At 35.4% G+C, this 20,662-nt stretch carries 20 protein-coding genes; 16 read left to right on the top strand and 4 right to left on the bottom strand.

Annotation, left to right across the window (positions count from 1 at the left end):
* Positions 1 to 191 precede the first annotated feature (191 nt).
* The 4 genes from ABEG11_RS12840 to ABEG11_RS12855 all read left to right on the top strand — a co-directional run bounded on the left by ABEG11_RS12840 (position 192) and on the right by ABEG11_RS12855 (position 3,611).
* The gene (locus tag ABEG11_RS12840) at positions 192 to 2,069 is read left to right on the top strand and encodes an ABC-F family ATP-binding cassette domain-containing protein (RefSeq protein ID WP_348824571.1); all 1,878 of its coding nucleotides are present in this window, start codon (positions 192 to 194) and stop codon (positions 2,067 to 2,069) included.
* 154 nt (positions 2,070 to 2,223) lie between these two features.
* A complete protein-coding gene (locus tag ABEG11_RS12845) occupies positions 2,224 to 2,577 on the top strand; it encodes a lysozyme inhibitor LprI family protein (RefSeq protein WP_348824572.1) in 354 nt (117 codons plus the stop codon).
* An 87-nt stretch (positions 2,578 to 2,664) separates the two neighbouring features.
* A complete protein-coding gene (locus ABEG11_RS12850; protein WP_281637616.1) occupies positions 2,665 to 2,895 on the top strand; it encodes a hypothetical protein in 231 nt (76 codons plus the stop codon).
* A 158-nt stretch (positions 2,896 to 3,053) separates the two neighbouring features.
* A complete protein-coding gene (locus tag ABEG11_RS12855) occupies positions 3,054 to 3,611 on the top strand; it encodes a hypothetical protein (protein WP_348824573.1) in 558 nt (185 codons plus the stop codon).
* Positions 3,612 to 3,636: 25 nt separating this feature from the next.
* Here the strand turns inward: ABEG11_RS12855 and ABEG11_RS12860 are convergent, their stop codons facing one another.
* On the bottom strand, positions 3,637 to 5,187 hold the full coding sequence (locus ABEG11_RS12860) for an SDR family NAD(P)-dependent oxidoreductase (protein ID WP_348824574.1): 1,551 nt from the start codon (positions 5,185 to 5,187) through the stop codon (positions 3,637 to 3,639).
* Between the two features lie 253 nt (positions 5,188 to 5,440).
* Between ABEG11_RS12860 and ABEG11_RS12865 the strand changes: the two genes are divergently transcribed.
* The 6 genes from ABEG11_RS12865 to secA all read left to right on the top strand — a co-directional run bounded on the left by ABEG11_RS12865 (position 5,441) and on the right by secA (position 12,549).
* Complete coding sequence (locus tag ABEG11_RS12865) at positions 5,441 to 6,220, top strand: O-methyltransferase (RefSeq protein WP_348824575.1); 780 nt, start codon at positions 5,441 to 5,443, stop codon at positions 6,218 to 6,220.
* A 33-nt stretch (positions 6,221 to 6,253) separates the two neighbouring features.
* Complete coding sequence (locus ABEG11_RS12870; RefSeq protein WP_348824576.1) at positions 6,254 to 6,883, top strand: carbonic anhydrase; 630 nt, start codon at positions 6,254 to 6,256, stop codon at positions 6,881 to 6,883.
* Positions 6,884 to 7,410: 527 nt separating this feature from the next.
* Positions 7,411 to 8,100: an ABC transporter ATP-binding protein gene (locus ABEG11_RS12875; protein WP_348824577.1), complete on the top strand. Its 690-nt coding sequence runs from the start codon at positions 7,411 to 7,413 to the stop codon at positions 8,098 to 8,100.
* Between the two features lie 55 nt (positions 8,101 to 8,155).
* Positions 8,156 to 8,725 (top strand): cob(I)yrinic acid a,c-diamide adenosyltransferase, encoded by a 570-nt coding sequence (locus ABEG11_RS12880; RefSeq protein ID WP_348824578.1) that lies wholly within the window; start codon positions 8,156 to 8,158, stop codon positions 8,723 to 8,725.
* A 175-nt stretch (positions 8,726 to 8,900) separates the two neighbouring features.
* A complete protein-coding gene (locus ABEG11_RS12885; protein WP_007138072.1) occupies positions 8,901 to 9,122 on the top strand; it encodes a DUF2795 domain-containing protein in 222 nt (73 codons plus the stop codon).
* Between the two features lie 85 nt (positions 9,123 to 9,207).
* Positions 9,208 to 12,549: a preprotein translocase subunit SecA gene (gene secA / locus ABEG11_RS12890; protein ID WP_348824579.1), complete on the top strand. Its 3,342-nt coding sequence runs from the start codon at positions 9,208 to 9,210 to the stop codon at positions 12,547 to 12,549.
* 361 nt (positions 12,550 to 12,910) lie between these two features.
* On the opposite strand, the gene ABEG11_RS12895 is transcribed toward secA, so the two are convergent.
* The gene (locus ABEG11_RS12895; protein ID WP_348824580.1) at positions 12,911 to 14,374 is read right to left on the bottom strand and encodes an aminoacyl-histidine dipeptidase; all 1,464 of its coding nucleotides are present in this window, start codon (positions 14,372 to 14,374) and stop codon (positions 12,911 to 12,913) included.
* 436 nt (positions 14,375 to 14,810) lie between these two features.
* Here ABEG11_RS12895 and ABEG11_RS12900 point away from each other — a divergent pair, with 436 nt between their 5' ends.
* The 3 genes from ABEG11_RS12900 to ABEG11_RS12910 all read left to right on the top strand — a co-directional run bounded on the left by ABEG11_RS12900 (position 14,811) and on the right by ABEG11_RS12910 (position 17,325).
* Positions 14,811 to 15,872, top strand: a complete 1,062-nt coding sequence (locus ABEG11_RS12900; RefSeq protein ID WP_348824581.1) for a DUF3810 domain-containing protein — start codon at positions 14,811 to 14,813, stop codon at positions 15,870 to 15,872.
* Positions 15,873 to 16,171: 299 nt separating this feature from the next.
* Positions 16,172 to 16,675 (top strand): RNA polymerase sigma factor, encoded by a 504-nt coding sequence (locus ABEG11_RS12905; protein ID WP_348824582.1) that lies wholly within the window; start codon positions 16,172 to 16,174, stop codon positions 16,673 to 16,675.
* Positions 16,672 to 17,325 (top strand): DUF8845 family protein, encoded by a 654-nt coding sequence (locus ABEG11_RS12910; RefSeq protein ID WP_348824583.1) that lies wholly within the window; start codon positions 16,672 to 16,674, stop codon positions 17,323 to 17,325. Before ABEG11_RS12905 ends, ABEG11_RS12910 begins: the two co-directional genes overlap by 4 nt.
* Before the next feature lie 28 nt (positions 17,326 to 17,353).
* On the opposite strand, the gene ABEG11_RS12915 is transcribed toward ABEG11_RS12910, so the two are convergent.
* Both ABEG11_RS12915 and ABEG11_RS12920 read right to left on the bottom strand, forming a co-directional pair.
* Positions 17,354 to 18,163, bottom strand: a complete 810-nt coding sequence (locus ABEG11_RS12915; RefSeq protein ID WP_348824584.1) for a lysophospholipid acyltransferase family protein — start codon at positions 18,161 to 18,163, stop codon at positions 17,354 to 17,356.
* Positions 18,164 to 18,238: 75 nt separating this feature from the next.
* On the bottom strand, positions 18,239 to 18,892 hold the full coding sequence (locus tag ABEG11_RS12920; protein WP_348824585.1) for an NUDIX hydrolase: 654 nt from the start codon (positions 18,890 to 18,892) through the stop codon (positions 18,239 to 18,241).
* 91 nt (positions 18,893 to 18,983) lie between these two features.
* Between ABEG11_RS12920 and ABEG11_RS12925 the strand changes: the two genes are divergently transcribed.
* Genes ABEG11_RS12925 through ABEG11_RS12935 form a run of 3 tightly spaced genes read left to right on the top strand, consistent with a single transcriptional unit; the run spans position 18,984 to position 20,642 of the window.
* Positions 18,984 to 19,421: a DUF4268 domain-containing protein gene (locus tag ABEG11_RS12925; protein WP_348824586.1), complete on the top strand. Its 438-nt coding sequence runs from the start codon at positions 18,984 to 18,986 to the stop codon at positions 19,419 to 19,421.
* Between the two features lie 31 nt (positions 19,422 to 19,452).
* On the top strand, positions 19,453 to 20,103 hold the full coding sequence (locus ABEG11_RS12930) for an endonuclease III domain-containing protein (RefSeq protein WP_348824587.1): 651 nt from the start codon (positions 19,453 to 19,455) through the stop codon (positions 20,101 to 20,103).
* Positions 20,104 to 20,114: 11 nt separating this feature from the next.
* A complete protein-coding gene (locus tag ABEG11_RS12935) occupies positions 20,115 to 20,642 on the top strand; it encodes a 2'-5' RNA ligase family protein (protein ID WP_348824588.1) in 528 nt (175 codons plus the stop codon).
* The last annotated feature ends 20 nt before the right edge of the window (positions 20,643 to 20,662 follow it).

A 20,662-nucleotide genomic window follows, 5' to 3' on the forward strand; every position in this document is an offset into this window, starting at 1 on the left:
ATCATTATTAAAAAATCACACAACATATCCCTCTAATAACGAATTCGTCAAATAATACTTCCAGCAAATTAGTGGAAATTAGTGGAATTCGTCTTTCTTTTCTTTAGAATCCGATGTATTCCTTAATAGTTGCAAATAAACAATTCGCATTTAGACTCATAATAGCTTACTTTTGCCAAAAAATTACACTCGTGAATTACCTTTCTGTAGAAAACATATCTAAATCTTTTGGGGAGCGTACGCTTTTCAAGGACATTTCATTCGGGATCAACAAAGACCAAAAAATCGCCTTTATTGCCAAAAATGGTTCGGGAAAAACCACTATAATGAGTATCATCAACGGTTTGGACGAGCCAGATACCGGACAAGTTGTACTTAGAAAAAGTATCCGAATGGCGTTTTTGTCACAAGACAATAAATTGCAAGATGAATTGACGATTGAAGAAAGCATTTTTGCATCTGACAATGAAAGTCTGAAAGTGATTGAGGCTTACGAAAAAGCATTGGAAAACCCCGAAGACGAGGAAGCTTACCAAAAAGCTTTTGATGCCATGGATCGGCACAATGCTTGGGATTTCGAAACACAATACAAACAGATTCTGTTCAAGTTGAAACTGGAAGACTTTAAACTAAAAGTAAAAAGCCTTTCCGGAGGGCAGAAAAAAAGGCTGTCTCTTGCTATCATTTTAATTAACCGTCCTGATTTATTGATTCTGGACGAACCAACAAATCACTTGGATTTGGAAATGATCGAATGGCTGGAAAGTTATTTTGCCAAAGAAAACATTACGTTGTTTATGGTGACGCACGACCGTTTCTTTTTGGAACGCGTTTGCAACGAAATTATCGAACTTGACAACGGAAAAATATACCAATACAAAGGAAATTACTCCTATTATTTGGAGAAAAAAGAAGAACGAATTGCCTCCGAAAATGCAAGTATCGACAAGGCTCAAAATTTATTTGTAAAAGAATTGGCATGGATGCGTCGCCAGCCAAAAGCGAGAACCACCAAATCGAAATCGCGTCAGGATGATTTTTATGTAATCAAGGAAAAAGCCCAAAGCCGACGAAAAGAAAATGCGGTGGAACTCGAAATTAACATGGAGCGAATGGGAAGCAAGATTATTGAGCTTCACAAGATTTCCAAAAAATTCAAAGATCACGTTATTCTGGATAATTTCAGTTATGATTTTCAGCGTGGGGAGCGCATTGGAATTATTGGCAAAAACGGAACCGGAAAATCAACTTTCCTGAATCTTTTGACAGGAACCATACCTCTTGACGGCGGAAAAGTGGTTGTGGGAGACACCATCAAAATTGGGTATTACACACAAAGCGGTATCAACCCAAAACCAAGTCAACGTGTTATTGATATCATAAAGGAATTTGGAGAATTCATTCCGCTAACGAAAGGAAAAATCATTTCGGCTTCGCAATTGTTGGAACGTTTTCTTTTTGATGCCAAAAAACAATATGATTATGTCGAAAAACTGAGCGGTGGTGAATTGAAACGTCTGTATTTGTGTACCGTTTTGATTCAGAATCCGAACTTCCTAATTCTGGATGAGCCTACCAATGATTTGGATATTGTGACCTTGAACGTTTTGGAAAGCTTCCTTTTGGATTATCCTGGCTGTTTAGTCGTAGTATCGCACGACCGTTATTTCATGGACAAAATTGTGGATCAGTTATTCGTTTTCAGAGGCCAAGGCGAAATTGAAACTTTCCCTGGTAATTACTCCGATTTCAGGGCTTACGAAGACAGTGTCGATGTAGGTCAAAAAGGAGATTCCTCCAAAGTCGGAATGACAGCTGAAAAGAAAGAATGGAAGCAAAATAATCCAACTGGAAACCTGACTTTTAACGAGCAAAAGGAATATCAAAAAATCGAGAAAGAAATCAAGGATCTTGAAATCGACAAAACCAAAATCGAGCAGTTATTTTCCGAAGGAAAAGTCGCTGATGCTGATATCGAAAAGAAAGCCAAAGAACTTGAAAATATCATCAAGAAAATTGAGGATAAAGAGGAACGCTGGTTTGAGCTGAGTGCGAAGATGGAAGAATAGATTTTTTAGTTTTGGAGTTTGCAGAATTTAGTATTCAGTTAATCAATACTTACATAAAAAACCACAATGGAATTTAATTCTGTTGTGGTTTCGTTTTTAATAATTATTTGTAATCTTTTATTGCTATTTTAGCATTGTTTAAATTTAATCTCAAATGACAAAAAAACATTATTTCATCATTCCATTCCTTTTATTCTTTTGCAACAATTCTTTTGCCCAAACACAGGGAGAAATGAATGCAACAGCAAATGCCAATTATAAAAAAGCAGATGCGCAACTGAATACAGTGTACAAACAGCTTATGGCTATGCTAGATCAAAATGAGAAACTGCTGTTGATTCAAGCAGAAAAAGATTGGGTAAAATTCCGCGACTCTCACTGCAAATTTGATGCATCTCAATACGAAGGCGGAAGTATTCAACCTTTGATATATTCCACTTGCTTGGAAGAATTAACAAAGAAAAGAATTGCAGAAATTAAAGCAAGTATAAAAGCAAGGGATTTATAAAATCCAATATCGTTCAAATAACAAAAAAACAACTGAATTTAATTCTGTTGTGTTTTTTGTATCTTTGTAATTCTAAAACAAGAAATCATGACTTTGATATTGGATAGCACATCTGCCAAAAAAATTTCTTTATTAAAGGAACTTGCTTTGCAATTGGGTGTAAAAGTCACCGAGACTCCAACAAAAACTAGAACTAGGTCAAAATCAAAAACGCCAAACGAAACAACTTTGAAATCAATGGCGAAAACAGACAAAGGCATTGGTCTAACAAAAGCCGACAGTGCAAAAGATATGATGCAACAGATTTTTTCTAAATGAGTTACAGTTTAGAATATTTCAAATAACAAAAACCACAACAGAACCTAACTCCGTTGTGGTTTTTCTCTTTATGATAAAAGTCATTACTCATTAAAAGACAAAAATGTACTTTTGAAACAGTAACACTTACGCAACAAAATTATCTTATAAACCTCATCATGAAAAAAGCATTACTCCTTGTTTTCATTGTCTTTTCGATGCAATTACAGGCACAATCCACAAACGGAACAGACACGACTCATAAATGGAATTTCGGAATCGAACTCGATGTTTTGCCCTACGCTACCGGTGGTTATTTTGGTGCGGGATGGATCGGTAAGGACAAATGGCGCGGAAGAGCCCTTTTTGCAGATGTCAACAAACCCGATTTTGTGACCAAAGACGGTTTTACCAATCATCACATAAAAGCGTATGCCATTATTTTGGATCGTTTTTTAAAAGACAGCTGGAAAGGCTGGTGGATTGGCGGAGGACCTGTTTATTGGAAAAGTGATATTCAAAGTGACAGCAGCAACGCCACAAAAAACTTCGACAACTTTCTGCTAAACGGAAGTTTGGGTTATAATTTCACCATCTACAAAAATATCTATGTTTCGCCCTGGGCAGGTTTAAGTCTTAAAGTTGGCGGTAACGATGAATTTATTCTAGATTCTAAAGAATATAATCTGCCTTTGCTCAATCCAGAGGCTTCAGTCAAATTTGGGTTTTACTTTTAATATCTTTCTCCAGATTAAGCAAGTCCTACCAGGCAATTGGATTATAATCTTTCAAAAACTTTCCGCACCAGTGTTTTCCAGTGTTAATTCCATCAAACAAAGGATCCATAACCCGTGCAGCTCCATCTACAATATCAAGCGGCGGCTGAAAATCCTGCTCTTCCTGTTTCCTTTTTGCTAATTCAGCTGGATCTTCGTCGGTTACCCAGCCAGTATCTACAGCGTTCATGAAAATTCCATCTTTGGCAAGCGTTCCGGCTGCTGTATGCGTTAACATATTCAGTGCTGCCTTGGCCATATTGGTATGCGGGTGACGGTCTTCCTTGAAATCGCGGTAAAATTTCCCTTCCATAGCCGAAACGTTAATGATATGTTTTTTTCCCGTATTGTCTTTCTTCATTACTTCCGAAAGACGGTTACACAACACAAATGGCGCCACCGAATTTACCAGCTGCACTTCGATCATTTCGGTGGTTTCTATTTGTCCTAATTTTAATCGCCAGCTATTCACTTTTCGCAAATCTACCTGCTGCAAATCGGCATCAAGTTCGCCCTCAGGAAAAACCTCCTGTGCTACCAGTGTGTTATCGAAAGAATATGGTATTTGAGATAATTTGGCAGAAGCCCTCAAGCCAATTCCTGGTTCTGGCCCGTGCCAGGTTACCGGCATATTCTGATTGGAAGAAGATCCCGCAGTAAGCACTTTTAATTCATCGAGACAATTGGCATGATCCAATAATAATCCCTGTGCTTGTTTGGGCAGAGAAGCGATTGGAAGCTCTTCATTCTCCATCAAATGCGTATAAAAACCTGCAGGTCTTCTCACTGTCTGTGCCGCATTATTAATCAGAATATCTAGCCGCCCGTACTTTTGCTCTATAAAATTACAGAAAATCTCCACACTCGGAATATGCCTCAAATCCAATCCGTGAATTTTCAATCGATGTCCCCATTCCATAAAATCTTCTTCCTTAGAAAAACGCAAAGCCGAATCTACCGGAAAGCGGGTCGTTGCAATTACAGTTGCGCCACCCCTCAAAAGCATCAGTGTGATATGATACCCAATTTTTAGGCGAGAGCCTGTAATCACGGCAATCTGACCTTTTACATCGGCAGTCTGAAAACGTTTGGCATAATTAAAATCGCCGCAATCAGTACACATAGTATCGTAAAAATGATGCATTTTGGTAAACTCCGTTTTACATACATAACATTTTCTGGGCGTTTCCAGTTCTAATTGCTCTTTATTGGCAAGATCATTCATGCCTAATAATTTTGGAGCCACAAATACACTGGCTTCACGAGCCGATCGTATACCTGTTTCTTTGCGGGCCGTTCTATCTCTCTTTTCCTGCTTGCGTTTGGCAACAGCTTTTCCGTCTTTTTTTCTCCGGATTAACTCATCGCGATCTGGACGGGCAAATTGGCTCGCTGCTTTGATTAAAGCAGTCCGCTGTTCTTTGGGTATTTCAAAAATCTGATCGGTATCAGTATTTAATTCAGTCAAAATAGCAATGCATTGGTTTATTTCCTCCAATGTTATTGCAGTTTTAGGTTCGATTGCTTCCTTCGTCATGATAAAAATTCATTGCTGTTCCTGGATAATTTCCAAAGGAGCAAAGATAGTTTTAAAACACTAATTTCACGAATTAAAAAGCATTGCAGAGAAGCTTTTATACTAAAGATACACCGATTTCACAAATTTAGACAGATCATTTTCTAAAATTTTAATTTTTGCTAATTTGTGAAATCTGTGTTTATTTATTTTTAATTCGTGTCAATTCGTGAAATTCGTGTTTGTTTAAAATTCTCTGATTATCTTTGTGGTTATGCTTTTTCAAATCAAATCCTATATAAAATTCCTTTGGCATTCCAAAAACGAACATGCGGTACATTCACCATTTGTTTTTACTTTATTGACTAAATGTTTTTATGACAAAAAATTCAAACCAGAATATACTATTCTAAAAGAGTACCGTAATGAGCTTTTGCAGAACAAAAATGCCATCGAAATAACTGATTTTGGCGCAGGTTCACGGGTTTTTAAATCCAATACCAGACAAATTGCCCAAATAGCAAAAACTGCTGGGATTTCTCCTAAGCGAGCACAGCTATTATTTCGAATAGCTGATTATTTGCAGCCCGAAACTATATTGGAGATTGGAACTTCGCTAGGACTGGCAACTTCTGCCCTATCTTTGGGAAATCCACAAGCGTCTATTACAACATTGGAAGGATGTCCAAATACAATGGCAATTGCAAAAAATCAATTTAAACAATTTGGTTTAAACAATATAAATTCTGTGGTAACCGAATTCAATGATTATTTAGCAAATTTTAAACTTTCGACTTTCGACTTTCGACTTATCTACTTTGACGGTAATCATTCCAAAAAAGCAACCTTAGATTACTTCGAATTATTATTGCCGACAATTACCAACGAAACTGTCTGGATTTTTGATGATATTCACTGGTCAGAAGATATGGAGCAGGCTTGGAAGATTATAATTAATAATCCAAAGGTTACTGTAAGCATAGATACTTTTCAATGGGGACTGGTATTTTTCAGGTACGAACAGCCCAAACAGCATTTCATAATACGAACCTAGATTTATACTTTAAGAATCAAAAAAACTCACTTCATGGATATTAAACAAATTTTTGAAAACAACCGAAATTGGATAGTTAAACAGCTCCAAATCGACGAAGATTATTTTAAAAAACTAGGGAAAGGACAATCGCCCGAATTTCTCTACATCGGTTGTTCGGACAGCCGCGTATCTGCCGAAGAACTTATGGGATTAGAACCAGGTGAGGTTTTTGTACACCGCAATATTGCCAACATGGTTCCCAATACCGACTTGAATTCCATGTCGGTTATTAATTATGCAGTTGTCCATTTAAAAGTAAATCATATTGTAGTTTGCGGGCATTATGGCTGTGGAGGCGTTTTTGCAGCCATGCAGCAATCCGACTTGGGAATACTGAATCCTTGGCTGAGAAACATTCGCGATGTCTACCGGATTCATCGAAAAACCCTTGATGTTATTACTAATGAAGAAGAAAAATACAAAAAACTAGTAGAGTTGAATGTACAGGAGCAATGTATTAATGTTATTAAAACAGCAGAAGTACAAAGAGCTTTCAGGGAACGAAACTTAAAAGTTTATGGCTGGATTTTTGATATTCATAGTGGCAAACTAATTGATCTGGACATCAACTTTACGGATATATTAAAAAACATTACTCAGATTTACAAAATCTCGGACTAATTGTATTTAATAAAATAAACTTTTAGTTTTATAAAAAAAAAGACAGTCACCCCCATGACTGTCTTTTTGCTAAATAACCTAACCTTAACCTCAATCTTATTAATAAGATTTTAAACTTCGCTTTTTGTTTAAAGAAATGAACTAGAAACGAGTATCAAAAAAGTTTTATTCTTACTAACTAACCAAATAAACTTAAAACTTTGATGATGTAAACTTACTTCTTAAAAATCAAAATTCATAAAAAAAAATCGTTAAAATTAATTTAAAATCGACAAAATACACTTTTGTTAAATTTTAACAATTTTATACTTTCATATTTACAATTTAAAACGCTTTTTATTTAATAAAACATAAACAATTTTTATGCCATTATATTGCATATTACAATCATAAATATGCTTTCCCATCAGTGTAACAAAAAATGGTCAATCGCTACTTATGAAGTATTAAAAGTCTTTTGTACTTTTAAAAGCAAAATAATAATCTTCACGAGTCCGAAGAGCGACTGGCAAGCAATTTAAAATCTGATGAAAAATCCGCTTATAAAAATTACAAATATCAAAAGAGATTTTGTACTTGGTAACGAAATCGTTTATGTGCTAAAAGGAATAAATCTTGAAATTAATAAAGGGGAATATGTAGCATTGATGGGGCCTTCGGGATCAGGTAAATCGACATTAATGAATTTATTAGGCTGTTTGGACACACCAACATCTGGTACTTATGTTTTAAATGGAAAAGACGTAAGCCACATGAAAGATGATGAATTGGCCGAAATCAGAAATAAGGAAATTGGTTTTGTTTTCCAGACATTCAATCTTTTGCCAAGAACAACAGCACTGGATAATGTTGCACTGCCAATGATATATGCGGGATATTCTAAATCCGAACGTACCATACGAGCTGCTGAAGTCTTAAACCAAGTAAATCTGTCAGACCGCATGGATCACCAGCCCAACCAGCTATCCGGAGGACAGCGCCAGCGTGTGGCAATTGCCAGAGCATTGGTAAACAAGCCCTCAATAATACTTGCCGATGAGCCGACTGGAAACCTGGACAGTAAAACGTCATTGGAAATCATGAAACTTTTTGGAGATATTCATGCTCAAGGAAATACGGTTATACTAGTAACACACGAAGAAGAAATTGCAGCTTATGCTCACAGAATAATTCGATTGAGAGATGGAGTTATTGAGAGTGACACCGCCAAAGTTTAACCGTTTATGGGGCTAATCGATTAAACAATTAAACTTTTAACGATTAAACAAAAAAATGAAAGTATATACAAAAACTGGAGATGGAGGAACCACAGCTCTTTTTGGCGGAACCCGTGTACCAAAAGACCACGCCCGCATAGAAAGTTACGGTACCGTTGACGAATTGAACTCATACATAGGACTAATACGCGATCAAGAAATAAACAATCATTACAAAGAAATCCTGGTCGAAATACAAGATAGATTATTCACTATTGGAGCCATTCTTGCAACTCCTCCTGAAAAGGAAGTCATGAAAAACGGTGAACTCCGGCTAAAAAACCTAGGAATAACTGATGCCGATATTGAGTTTTTGGAAAAGGAAATAGACACTATGGAAGAAGTACTTCCGCCAATGACTCATTTTGTTTTACCTGGTGGGCACGAGACTGTGTCATATTGTCATATTGCACGATGTGTTTGCCGTCGCGCCGAGCGTTTAGCTGTACATCTAAGTCATAATGAACCAGTTGCCGAAATCGCAATCAAATACTTAAACCGACTTTCTGACTACCTTTTTGTATTGGCACGAAAGTTGTCATTTGATTTAAACGCTGATGAAGTAAAATGGATACCTAGGAAATAGGGTTTCAGACTGAAAATTAACGATTTTTGATATTAAATTTAAAATCAAAAATCGTTAGTCATAAATCAAAAATCAGCAATCGTTAATACGTTCTTAACTTTACAAAAAATAAATCGTTTTTTACTTGTCTTTTTCAGTAAAAAATTTATTTTTGCACAAAACTAAATCGATAGATATGTATTGGACATTAGAATTAGCATCATATTTAAGCGATGCACCGTGGCCTGCGAACAAAGACGAACTTATTGACTACGCTATTAGAGCCGGTGCTCCATTAGAAGTGGTAGAAAACCTTCAATCAATTGAAGATGAAGGCGAGATATATGAATCAATGGAAGAAATTTGGCCAGATTATCCAACAGACGAAGATTATCTTTGGAACGAGGATGAATATTAAAAAGTAAACCAAGAAAAAGTCTCAAAAGAGGCTTTTTTTTTGTTTAAATTTACGCAGATATATTAAATAGAAATAAAAACAGATCATGAGTTTCATAAACAGTATTATTAAAATCTTTGTTGGGGATAAATCCGAGAAAGACGTAAAAGCTTTACAGCCGTATTTAAATAAAATAAAGACTTTTGAAAGCACTTTACAAGCTTTGTCACATGACGAATTAAGAGCAAGAACTGCTTTTTTTAAAGAAAAAATAAAACAGGCCCGTGCTGAAAAAGATGCTAAAATTGCCTCTCTCAAACAGGAAGTAGAAAGCATCGAGGATATTGACAAACGCGAAGATATTTATACCGCTATTGACGCTCTTGAAAAAGAAGCTTATGATATATCTGAAAAAACTTTAATGGAAATTCTTCCAGAAGCTTTTTCTGTAGTTAAGGAAACGGCAAGACGTTTCAAGGAAAATACCGAAATTACAGTAACTGCAACTCCAAAAGACAGAGAACTTTCAGCTTCAAAAAGCTACATCACTCTTGATGGTGACAATGCAATCTGGGCTAACAAATGGAATGCAGCCGGAAAAGACATTACCTGGGATATGATTCACTATGACGTGCAATTAATTGGCGGAATGGTACTGCACGAAGGTAAAGTTGCTGAGATGCAGACAGGTGAAGGAAAAACATTAGTAGCCACTCTGCCACTATATTTGAACGCCTTGACTGGAAACGGAGTACATCTGGTAACAGTGAATGATTACTTAGCAAAACGTGACAGCACATGGAAAGCACCGCTATTCGAATTTCACGGATTGACTGTAGATTGTATTGACAATCACCAGCCAAGTACCGAAGGAAGAAGAAATGCATATAATGCGGACATTACTTATGGCACCAATAACGAATTCGGATTTGATTACCTAAGAGATAACATGGCGCATTCTCCTGAAGATTTAGTTCAGAGAAAACACAATTTTGCCATTGTCGATGAGGTCGATTCGGTTTTAATTGATGATGCCCGTACACCGCTTATCATTTCAGGACCAGTTCCACAGGGAGATCGTCATGAATTCAATGAATTGAAGCCAAAAATTGAAAATCTGGTAGCCTTGCAGCGTCAATTAGCTAATGGTTTTCTTGCCGAAGCAAAAAAATTAATCAAAGAAGGAAACACAAAAGATGGCGGTTTCTTATTATTAAGAGCGTATAGAAGTTTGCCAAAAAACAAAGCCTTAATTAAATTTTTGAGTGAAGAAGGAATTAAGCAGCTGCTTCAAAAAACCGAAAATCAATACATGCAGGACAACAACCGCGAAATGCCAAAAGTGGATGAAGCACTGTATTTTGTAATTGAAGAAAAAAATAATCAGGTAAGCCTAACGGATAATGGTATAAAGTTCCTTTCAGGAGATACTGATTCTAACTTTTTCGTACTTCCTGATATTGGAACCGAAATTGCAGCCATTGAAAAGAAAAAATTAGACAAAGACGCTGAAGCCGAAGAAAAAGAAAGATTATTTCAAGATTTTGGTGTAAAAAGCGAACGTATTCACACTCTTACACAGCTTTTAAAAGCATATACTCTTTTTGAAAAGGATGTAGAATATGTAATCATGGATAACAAAATCATGATTGTAGATGAGCAGACAGGACGTATCATGGATGGCCGTCGTTACTCAGATGGATTACATCAGGCGATTGAAGCTAAAGAAAATGTAAAAATTGAGGCAGCTACACAAACCTTTGCAACAGTTACATTACAGAACTATTTTAGAATGTACAGCAAATTGGCTGGTATGACAGGAACTGCTGTAACGGAAGCTGGCGAGCTTTGGGAAATTTACAAACTGGATGTTGTTGAAATTCCAACAAACCGTGGAATTGCAAGAATAGACAAAGAGGACTATATCTATAAAACTACCCGCGAAAAATTCAACGCCGTTATCGAAGATGTAACCGAATTATCAAAAGCAGGAAGACCAGTTCTTATTGGTACAACTTCTGTTGAAATATCCGAATTATTAAGCCGTATGCTTAAAATGAGAGGTGTTACACACAACGTTTTGAATGCAAAAATGCACAAACAGGAAGCTCAGATTGTTGAAGAAGCTGGTAAAGCTGGTGTAGTAACTATTGCAACAAATATGGCAGGCCGTGGTACAGATATTAAATTGACTCCAGAAGTAAAAGCAGCAGGAGGTTTGGCAATTGTAGGTACAGAGCGTCACGATTCACGTCGTGTTGACCGTCAGTTGCGCGGTCGTGCTGGACGTCAAGGTGATCCTGGAAGTTCTCAGTTTTATGTTTCTCTTGAAGATAACCTGATGCGTTTATTTGGTTCTGAAAGAGTAGCCAAAGTTATGGACAGAATGGGATTGCAGGAAGGGGAAGTTATTCAGCATTCTATGATGACTAAATCTATCGAACGTGCTCAGAAAAAAGTAGAAGAAAACAATTTTGGTGTCCGTAAACGTTTATTAGAATATGATGACGTAATGAATGCACAGCGTGAAGTAGTTTACAAACGCCGACGTCATGCATTGTTTGGCGAGCGTTTAAAACTGGATATTGCCAACATGCTTTATGACACCTGTGAAGTCATTGTAGATGAAAGCAAAGCTAAAAATAGTTTTAAAGATTTTGAATTCGAAATCATTCGTAATTTCTCATTCACATCACCAGTATCTCAAGACGATTTCACTAAACTGACTGAAATTGAGATTACAGGAAAACTATACAAAGCAGCTCTCGAATTTTATACCCAAAAAACAGAAAGAAGCGCCAGAGAAGCATTCCCTATTATCAAAAATGTATTTGAAGACAAGAATAACCATTTTGAGCGTATTGTAGTTCCTTTTACAGATGGAATTAAAATGTTCAATGTAGTAACAGATTTAAAGAAAGCTTACGAAACACAAGGAAATCAATTGGTAGCTGACTTTGAGAAAAACATTACTTTATCAATTGTCGATGAAGCCTGGAAAAAGCATTTGCGCAAAATGGACGAATTGAAACAATCTGTCCAATTAGCCGTTCACGAACAAAAAGATCCGTTGCTTATTTACAAATTGGAAGCCTTTAACTTATTCCGTTCTATGCTTGACAATGTAAACAAGGAAGTAATTTCATTCTTATTCAAAGGTGACCTGCCTTCACAAAATGCTCCTGTTATTGAAGAAGCAAGAATCGAGCGTCAAGCAGAAGATTACCAGCTAAGCAAAGACGAAATTCCAAACAGTGAAAAAGGAAATCGTGAAGCCGGTGAAACACAGCAGCGTCAAGTAACTGAAACTATTGTTCGCGATCAGCCAAAAATAAACCGTAATGACACGGTAACAATCCAAAATGTTGCCAACGGACAAACACAGGAGTTAAAATACAAGAAAGCCGAAAGCTTAATCGCTAGCGGAGCTTGGGTTTTGGTTTCTTAATCAGAATAAATTTAATTTGAATCCTCAATTGCGAAAGTAGTTGGGGATTTTTTTTGCTGCAGATACCAAACAAACATGTTGATTTTATTGCTTAAATTTACTTCACAATAGAATAAAAAAACTAAAAAACATACGATTATGTCAAAAGGTCAAGATGCTAAGAAAGCGGTCAAAAAAGAACCTCTTAAAACCGCAAAAGAAAAAAAGGAAGAGAAAAGGGAAAAGAAAAAAAACCCAAAAAGAGACTAAAATTAGTAGTCAGTATTCAGTAAAACAGTGTTCAGTTAGCAGAAGTCTACTGAACACTGTTTTTTTTTAACTCAATACTGAGCACTGTTTACTGAACACTGCATACTGAACACTATTTCACAGGAATATTTTTCAGAATTTCCAATACAAATTTCCAATATTTCTGAGCAGAAGAAATACTTGCTCTTTCATCTGGTGAATGGGCACCGTGAATAGTTGGTCCAAAAGAAATCATATCCATATCAGGATAATTTGTTCCCAGAATTCCACATTCAAGACCTGCATGACAAGCAGCAACATTTGGTTTTTCACCATTTTGTTTTTCATAAATAGAAACCAAAACATCTAATATTTCGGAATTTGGATTTGGCGACCAGCCTAGATAAGATCCTGAAAATTCCACTTCGCAACCCATTAATTCAAATGCAGAACGCAAGCTATTTGCTAAATCAAACTTAGATGACTCTACCGATGAGCGCGTTAAACATTGTACAGAAAACTGCCCGCCACCTACTTGCACTTTAGCAATATTATTCGAAGTTTCAACCAGATTATCAAAATCGGCACTCATTCTATAAACACCATTATGGGCAGTATACATCGCTCTGACAAAATAGAATTGAGCAATTGTAGGCATTACAGTTGCAGGGACAGTTTCCAGTTTTTCGAAAACAACTTCCAAGTTTGGTTCCGTAGTTTGAAACTCCGCTTTGATCTCATTCACAATCTGCTGCATATCAAACACAAAAGCTTCATCATAAACAGATGCAATAATTACTTTTGCAGTACTTTCTCTCGGAATTGCATTACGAAGGCTTCCTCCGTTGATTTCAGAAATCTGTAGTCCAAAATTATCAAAACCGTCAAATAACAAACGATTCATAATTTTATTGGCATTACCCAAACCTTTATGAATATCCATTCCAGAATGTCCGCCGTTTAATCCTTTTACTTTAATTGTATATCCAACAGAACCTTCCGGAGTTTCTTCTTCGTCATACTCAGCGGTCGCCGTAACATCAATACCTCCGGCACATCCAATACCTATTTCGTTGTCTTCTTCGGTATCAAGATTCAATAAAATATCTCCTTTTAGAATTCCTCCTTGCAAATTCAAAGCACCAGTCATTCCAGTTTCTTCGTCTATTGTGAACAAAGCTTCTATAGCAGGATGCGGAATATCTGTACTCTCCAAAATTGCCATAATAGTTGCTACACCAAGACCATTATCAGCACCCAGAGTTGTTCCGCGGGCACGAACCCAATCCCCATCTACATACATATCGATTCCCTGAGTATCAAAATCAAAAACCGTATCAGCATTTTTTTGATGCACCATATCCAAATGACCCTGTAAGACCAAAGCTTTTCTATTTTCCATTCCTGCAGTTGCAGGCTTGCGAATAATTACGTTACGGATTTCATCTTCAAAAGTTTCCAGTCCCAAACTGGCACCGAAGTTTTTCATAAACTCTATTACACGTTCTTCTTTTTTTGATGGACGGGGAACCGCATTCAAATCGGCAAATTTGTTCCAAAGTACTTTTGGTTCTAGATTTCTTATCTCCTGACTCATTTATTTTTTGTTTGAAGTTTAACATTTATAAGCTTCAAAGTTACAAACTCCCAAAGCTAATTTTATAAAAGTTTTGATTTATTTTAAATCTACGGAGTAATATTTTAAGGAGCAGAAATATTTGGCATTTTCAGGAAACATTGGTCCCGCTATCCACTGCAATCTCTTGTACTGAACACCAGTACAAGAGGATTTTCGTTTCTATCGGGGCTAAAAAACAACATTTTGCTTTTTTAGAAACATTAAAAAAAATATTCTTTTTCCGAAAACAGAATCCTTAACTCCTTTGCGTCTCTGCGCCTTTGCGTGAAATTAGTCTCGCAAAGGCGCAGAGACGCAAAGAAGAATTCTTAGTATAACAAAAATTCAATAAAGTAATCCTTTAAATTAAATAATCACCCAAAATTTGTTTCTTTACAAATACAATTTATAAAAAATGAAACGCAGGTATATTCTCCCCATATTTTTATTAATTCAAATCATAACCCTAAAAGTCATTCAGTTTTTTCCTGAAACCATAGAACGTTTTTACAGCAACGGAATTTATGTTTTCATTTCCAAATTTTCCAGAATTGTTTTGGGAATAATTCCATTCTCTGTGGGCGACTGTATCTATTTTATTTTGATTGTATTTGCTTTGAAATGGTTTTGGAAAAAAAGAAAATCTTGGAAAACCGAGTGGAAAAATAATCTCTTAACCGTTTTGAGCGTTCTTTCAGTGTTTTATTTTTTCTTTCACATCCTCTGGGCACTGAATTATTACCGTGAACCGCTGTTTGAAAAAATGAATATCAAAAGAGATTACACCGATGCTGATTTATTGGTTTTCACCAAAAAATTAATCGCAAAAACAAATGCAGTTCAAAAACAAATCACAAAAAATGACAGTCTGAAAGTCGTTTTCCCCTATTCCCAAAATCAGGTTTTTGAAATGAACCAAAACGGATATAAAAACCTTTCCAAAGACTATGCTTTTTTAACTTACTCACATCCGAGTATCAAGAAATCTCTTTTTAGCCTGCCATTGACTTATATGGGTTTTGGTGGTTATTTAAATCCATTTACCAATGAAGCTCAGGTCAATTATTTGGGACCAATGTACAGTTTCCCGATGACTGCCAATCATGAAATGGCACACCAAATGGGATACGCCAGCGAGAGCGAATGCAATTTTGTAGGCTTTTTGTCGTCAATAAAAAACGATGATTTATACATACAATATTCGGGATACAGTATGGCTTTGCGTTATTGCTTGGGGAATTGGCAAGTAAGAGATGAAAAAATATTGAAGCAGTTACTAACGACTGTTAATAAAGGAATTTTGAAAAACTACAAGGAAAGTGAAGATTTTTGGGATGCTTACCAAACACCAATTGAGACAGGTTTTCACGCTTTTTATGATCGTTTTTTGAAAATCAATCAACAAAAAGACGGTATGGACAGCTACAGCAAGTTTGTGAACTTAATGGTGAATTATTACAAGAAAAGGGAATTTTAATTTCAGATTTCGGATTAACGATTTTTGACCCGAGCGATAGCGAACTGGCGAAGCATATCAGATTAAAGAACATGATAAACTAATTGTTATCATTTTTAAAATTGATTTTGGAAATGTTGTTTTGAAAAATTAAATTTCTAAAATAGCCCCGATTGAAGTGAAAATCCTCCCGATTTTTCTTCGGGAGATTGTAACGGAAAGCGGGAGAAATGTTGTTATGAAATGGAAAATTTCTGCTCCTGCTTATTTAAAAAAGTAAAGCTTTGTAACAAAATGTACATCGGGTGTACTAATGGAATATGAGTGAAAATCTAGAATCTACTTTTGTCAGGCAACTGCAGGAAAACCAGAATATAATCCACAAGATTTGTCGATTATATACATCTGGCGAAGATGCACATAAGGATTTGTTTCAGGAAATCACGATTCAGTTATGGAAGGCTTTTCCAAAATTCAGGGGTGAAAGTAAATTTTCGACTTGGGCTTATCGAGTCGCCCTGAACACGGCCATTACTTTGTATCGAAAAAGTAAGCGCGATATTGCAACCATTGAGTATGAAGGAAGGCAGCATTTTACACACGACATTGAATATAACTACGAAGAAGAGGAACAGTTAAAACTGATGTATCAGGCAGTTTATCAGCTGAATGACATTGAAAAAGCGTTAGTATTTATGTATTTAGAAGACAAGGATTATACCGAAATATCAGAAACCTTAGGGATCAGCGAAGTGAATGCAAGGGTAAAAATGAATAGGATAAAAGGGAAATTAAAAAAAATATTAAATCCATTAGGCGTATGAAAGAGTTGGATTTATTAAAAAAAGACTGGAAAAAGAACTCGGATTCTTTTGTACAGATTTCGGAAAGCGACATTTACAAAATGATTCATAAAAGATCGTCTTCGGTGGTGAAGTGGATTTTTATAGTGAGTCTAATTGAGCTCGGGCTTGGATTAGTATTGGGGTTGATTTTATCCTTTACTAAATATGACGAGAAAAATGTGGAATTAATCAAACATTTGGGTGTTTATAACTACTATATAATCACTACTGTTTTATTGTATGCAGTGATCCTGTATTTTATTTTCAGATTTTATACGATGTATCGCAAAATTTCGGTTGATGACAATACCAAAAAACTGATTTCGACCATACTCAAAACCCGAAAGGTGGTTAAGCAATACATTGCATTTAACTTATCGTTTTTTGCTGTGTTTTTCATACTCTTTGGCGGGTATCTTTTTCACGAAGGTTATTTAGAAGATGCTTCAAAAAAAGGCGCTCTTCATCCTGAAATGCCTTTAAATATTGCTTTAATTTCTTTTATCGTATTGATTTTAGCCACGGCTCTATTTACATTTGCTTTCTGGCTTGTTTATAAATTAATCTATGGTATTTTGTTAAAGCGTTTACAGAATAACTATATTGAGTTGAAGAAAATAGATTTATAAAAAAAAGAGGCTAATGCCTCTTTTATCTTTAGTATTCCCATTGTCTGGTTTTGTTCAGTTCTTCTTGTTCTTTTAAAACCTCTGCAGGAATTACTTTTAAAAAAGAAGGATGCTGTTCTATTGCATATTCTACTTTCTCGACAATTTCTTCAATTGTATCATTATCATAATCAATATTCAAGGGCTCTTTTATAATTAAAGACTGAAGAATCCCTTTCTTTTTCATACGCAGACCTTTCTTGCAAAATGAACGTCTAAAACCATCAATTACCACAGGAACCACTATAGGTCTATGCTGTTTTATAATATGTGCAGTTCCCTTTCGTACAGGTTTAAACGACTTGGTGGTTCCTTGCGGAAAAGTAATTACCCAACCATCCTCTAATGCAATTTTGATATTTTCGGTATCATTTGGATTGACATCTTTTTTTTCTTTTACATCTTCGCCTTTAGCACGCCAAGTCCGTTCAACTGAAACAGCGCCTGCATATGCCATTATTTTTGGCAATAAACCAGCATTCATGGTCTCTTTGGCAGCAACATAATACATGTTCAATTTTGGATTCCACATATACCAAACGTTTTTTATAGAGTCTACTCTTCCGTTTAAACTTGCGTTGAAAACATGAAACATTGCAGTAACATCTGCAAAATACGTTTGATGATTAGAGATAAAAAGAACGTTTGTATCTGGGAGATTTTTAATAATTTCTGACCCCTCAATCTGCAGTTCATTAAAACCACGATAACGTCTGTGGCTAATAAACCCAAAGATTCGGATCAGCCATTTTTTTATAAATAGTATGTGTCCAAAAGGATTTCGTTTAAATAATCCCATAAGATTAATTGTTTTTTGTTTTTAGATTTGGGACTGCAAAATTACTATTTTTTTCCTTTTTAACATAAGAGCAATTCAAAAATTGATTTGGCTTAATATAGAATTTAAAACAATTTTCAATTCACTCAACATCATGGCGGTTGCACCCCATACAATATGCTCGTCAATTTTGAAAACGGGAACCTCAATTGATTTGGCATAAGAAGTATTAATTTTTGCGCCAACAACAATTGAGTCACTCAAAAAAGTACTCAACGGCAGTTCAATTATACCTGCTACTTCTTTGGAATCTGGACAAAAAGAGATATCCTCCAAACAAACTCCTAAAAAAGGATAGACCATAAAATTACTTGGCGGAATATATAATTGAGTAAAAGCTTTAAGTACTTGGATTTTGTCCAAAGGTATACCAATTTCTTCATGAGTTTCCCTTAGTGCAGTATGCTTTAAATCAATATCCTCCTCTTCATATTTCCCTCCTGGAAAAGCAATTTGAGAGGAATGTACACCTTCATATGAATTTCGAACTATAAGAACCAAATGAGTCTCACCTGCTTTGGGATAAAACAGCATCATAACACCCGCATTTCTTGGTTTTATTTCTTCAAAATTTAAACTTTTCATGATTTTAAGGCGTTCCAGAGGCACCATGATATTGTGTGCATCTTCACCAGGAAGTTTTACAGTATCCAAATAAGGAACAATTTGTAAAAAGTCTTGAAAATCCATAATCAAAGGTTATTTTTGCAAATGAAATAATAACTAAATATACTTTAGAAAAAAGTGCTAAACAAATTTTAAACATTCAAAACCTGATAATATGTACAGCAGAGAAGAAAATCAAAAACTAAAACATGAGTTCTGGGTCGGATTCGCTCAAAAATACCCAAGGAAATGGCTTTTGTATGACACTAAAATAAAAGATTTCTCGTTTAAATTTTATGTTGAAAATACTAAAGCTCAAGTTTATATTGATATTGAAATGAGAAATACTGAAACACGTATTCAATATTTTGAAAAACTGGCTGCACTAAAAAACATACTAGAAGAAGAATTTATTAAAGATTTAGTTTTTGAAAAAAATCATACACTTGATAATGGCAAAACAATAAGTCGTATCTGGGTCGAAAAACTAAATGTAAGCGTAAGCAATAGGAAATATTGGGATGAAATATTTGATTTCTTTTATGAAAAAATGAATGCTTTAGAAATGTTTTATTTAGAATATGATGAATTTATAAAAGATATTGATAAATAAAGCAAAATAATTAACTCAAAAAATATTCGTTATGGATTTATTTGGAGAAAAAAATGAATGGGAAACTAAATTGTCTCCAATTCTTGAAAAATATAAAAACCGAAAACATCCTTTAGAATATCATAATTTGTATCAATTGCTTGTAATGGTTGTTTTATCAGCTCAAGATTCTGATGCCAATATCAACAAAATTGCTCCTTCTTTATTTGAGGTTTATCCCAACATGAAACAATTATCTTCATCAACTGTAGAAGATTTGATTCCTCATATATCAAAAGTTCGCAATTTTGGTACCAAAGCCAATTGGTTAATTGAAATTGCACAAACAATTCAAACAGATAAAAATATTCCGCTGGCAATGGAATCATTGACTGCCTTAAAAGGCATCGGCCGAAAATCTGCCAATGTTATAATGCGCGAAGCGGGAGTTTCTCCCGAAGGAATTATTGCCGATTTACATGTTATAAGAGTAGCTCCTAGAATTGGATTAATACCAGAAACCAAAGATGGAATCAAAGCAGAGAAACTATTACAGCAAGCACTTCCAAAAGCCATTTGGGGAGAAATTGGAATGGCAATTTCATTTTTAGGAAGAGAAATTTGTCGGCCAGCACCAAAATGCCCAGAGTGTCCAATTTTAAAAGTTTGTCAATATCCGTTCAAAACGACTAAAGAAACTTAATACATCCAATTATGAGGCAGATTCCGCTTTACTCATTGGTTATCTTCCCTAATCCTGAGCAAATAACTTTAATTAAATCCTACAAACAATTACTCAGAAACAATATTGGCTGGTTTGGCAGTGCCAATGCTGGAGCTCATATTACAATAATCAATTTTGATAACGAATTCTCACTTCAGCTTCATCTGGATAGCATTAGAGAATTCTGCAAAACTGCTCTTCCGCAAAAAGTAACTTTAAATAAATTTGATTCATTTGGAGAAAGAACCTTTTTCATTGCCTCTGATTCAGCTTCACAGCACTACCTCGATAATCTTATTGTTGGTCTACATCAGTATTTAGATTTTAAAATCCAAAATACTCATGCCCATTTAAGTATTGCCCGCGGACTTGATGCTCAAAAAATGAAAACAGCCTTCGAACTTTTCAGAAATACACCAATTAATTTAGAGTTTAACTGTAATTGTTTTTATCTGCGAAGATTCGGATCAAGAACAAAACCTGGGGAGGAATGTCAAAATAAAATCAGAAATTTGTAGTCTAAGAATTATATATGACT

Source organism: Flavobacterium aestuarii, from assembly GCF_040049115.1.
GTDB classification, from domain to species: Bacteria; Bacteroidota; Bacteroidia; order Flavobacteriales; family Flavobacteriaceae; genus Flavobacterium; species Flavobacterium aestuarii.

Coding starts and splice junctions, on each gene's coding strand:
- ABEG11_RS12845 (WP_348824572.1), top strand. CDS start 2,224: ATGACAAAAAAACATTATTTCATCATTCCATTCCTTTTATTCTTTTGC.
- ABEG11_RS12850 (WP_281637616.1), top strand. CDS start 2,665: ATGACTTTGATATTGGATAGCACATCTGCCAAAAAAATTTCTTTATTA.
- ABEG11_RS12855 (WP_348824573.1), top strand. CDS start 3,054: ATGAAAAAAGCATTACTCCTTGTTTTCATTGTCTTTTCGATGCAATTA.
- ABEG11_RS12860 (WP_348824574.1), bottom strand. CDS start 5,187: ATGACGAAGGAAGCAATCGAACCTAAAACTGCAATAACATTGGAGGAA.
- ABEG11_RS12865 (WP_348824575.1), top strand. CDS start 5,441: ATGCTTTTTCAAATCAAATCCTATATAAAATTCCTTTGGCATTCCAAA.
- ABEG11_RS12870 (WP_348824576.1), top strand. CDS start 6,254: ATGGATATTAAACAAATTTTTGAAAACAACCGAAATTGGATAGTTAAA.
- ABEG11_RS12875 (WP_348824577.1), top strand. CDS start 7,411: ATGAAAAATCCGCTTATAAAAATTACAAATATCAAAAGAGATTTTGTA.
- ABEG11_RS12880 (WP_348824578.1), top strand. CDS start 8,156: ATGAAAGTATATACAAAAACTGGAGATGGAGGAACCACAGCTCTTTTT.
- ABEG11_RS12885 (WP_007138072.1), top strand. CDS start 8,901: ATGTATTGGACATTAGAATTAGCATCATATTTAAGCGATGCACCGTGG.
- secA (WP_348824579.1), top strand. CDS start 9,208: ATGAGTTTCATAAACAGTATTATTAAAATCTTTGTTGGGGATAAATCC.
- ABEG11_RS12895 (WP_348824580.1), bottom strand. CDS start 14,374: ATGAGTCAGGAGATAAGAAATCTAGAACCAAAAGTACTTTGGAACAAA.
- ABEG11_RS12900 (WP_348824581.1), top strand. CDS start 14,811: ATGAAACGCAGGTATATTCTCCCCATATTTTTATTAATTCAAATCATA.
- ABEG11_RS12905 (WP_348824582.1), top strand. CDS start 16,172: ATGAGTGAAAATCTAGAATCTACTTTTGTCAGGCAACTGCAGGAAAAC.
- ABEG11_RS12910 (WP_348824583.1), top strand. CDS start 16,672: ATGAAAGAGTTGGATTTATTAAAAAAAGACTGGAAAAAGAACTCGGAT.
- ABEG11_RS12915 (WP_348824584.1), bottom strand. CDS start 18,163: ATGGGATTATTTAAACGAAATCCTTTTGGACACATACTATTTATAAAA.
- ABEG11_RS12920 (WP_348824585.1), bottom strand. CDS start 18,892: ATGGATTTTCAAGACTTTTTACAAATTGTTCCTTATTTGGATACTGTA.
- ABEG11_RS12925 (WP_348824586.1), top strand. CDS start 18,984: ATGTACAGCAGAGAAGAAAATCAAAAACTAAAACATGAGTTCTGGGTC.
- ABEG11_RS12930 (WP_348824587.1), top strand. CDS start 19,453: ATGGATTTATTTGGAGAAAAAAATGAATGGGAAACTAAATTGTCTCCA.
- ABEG11_RS12935 (WP_348824588.1), top strand. CDS start 20,115: ATGAGGCAGATTCCGCTTTACTCATTGGTTATCTTCCCTAATCCTGAG.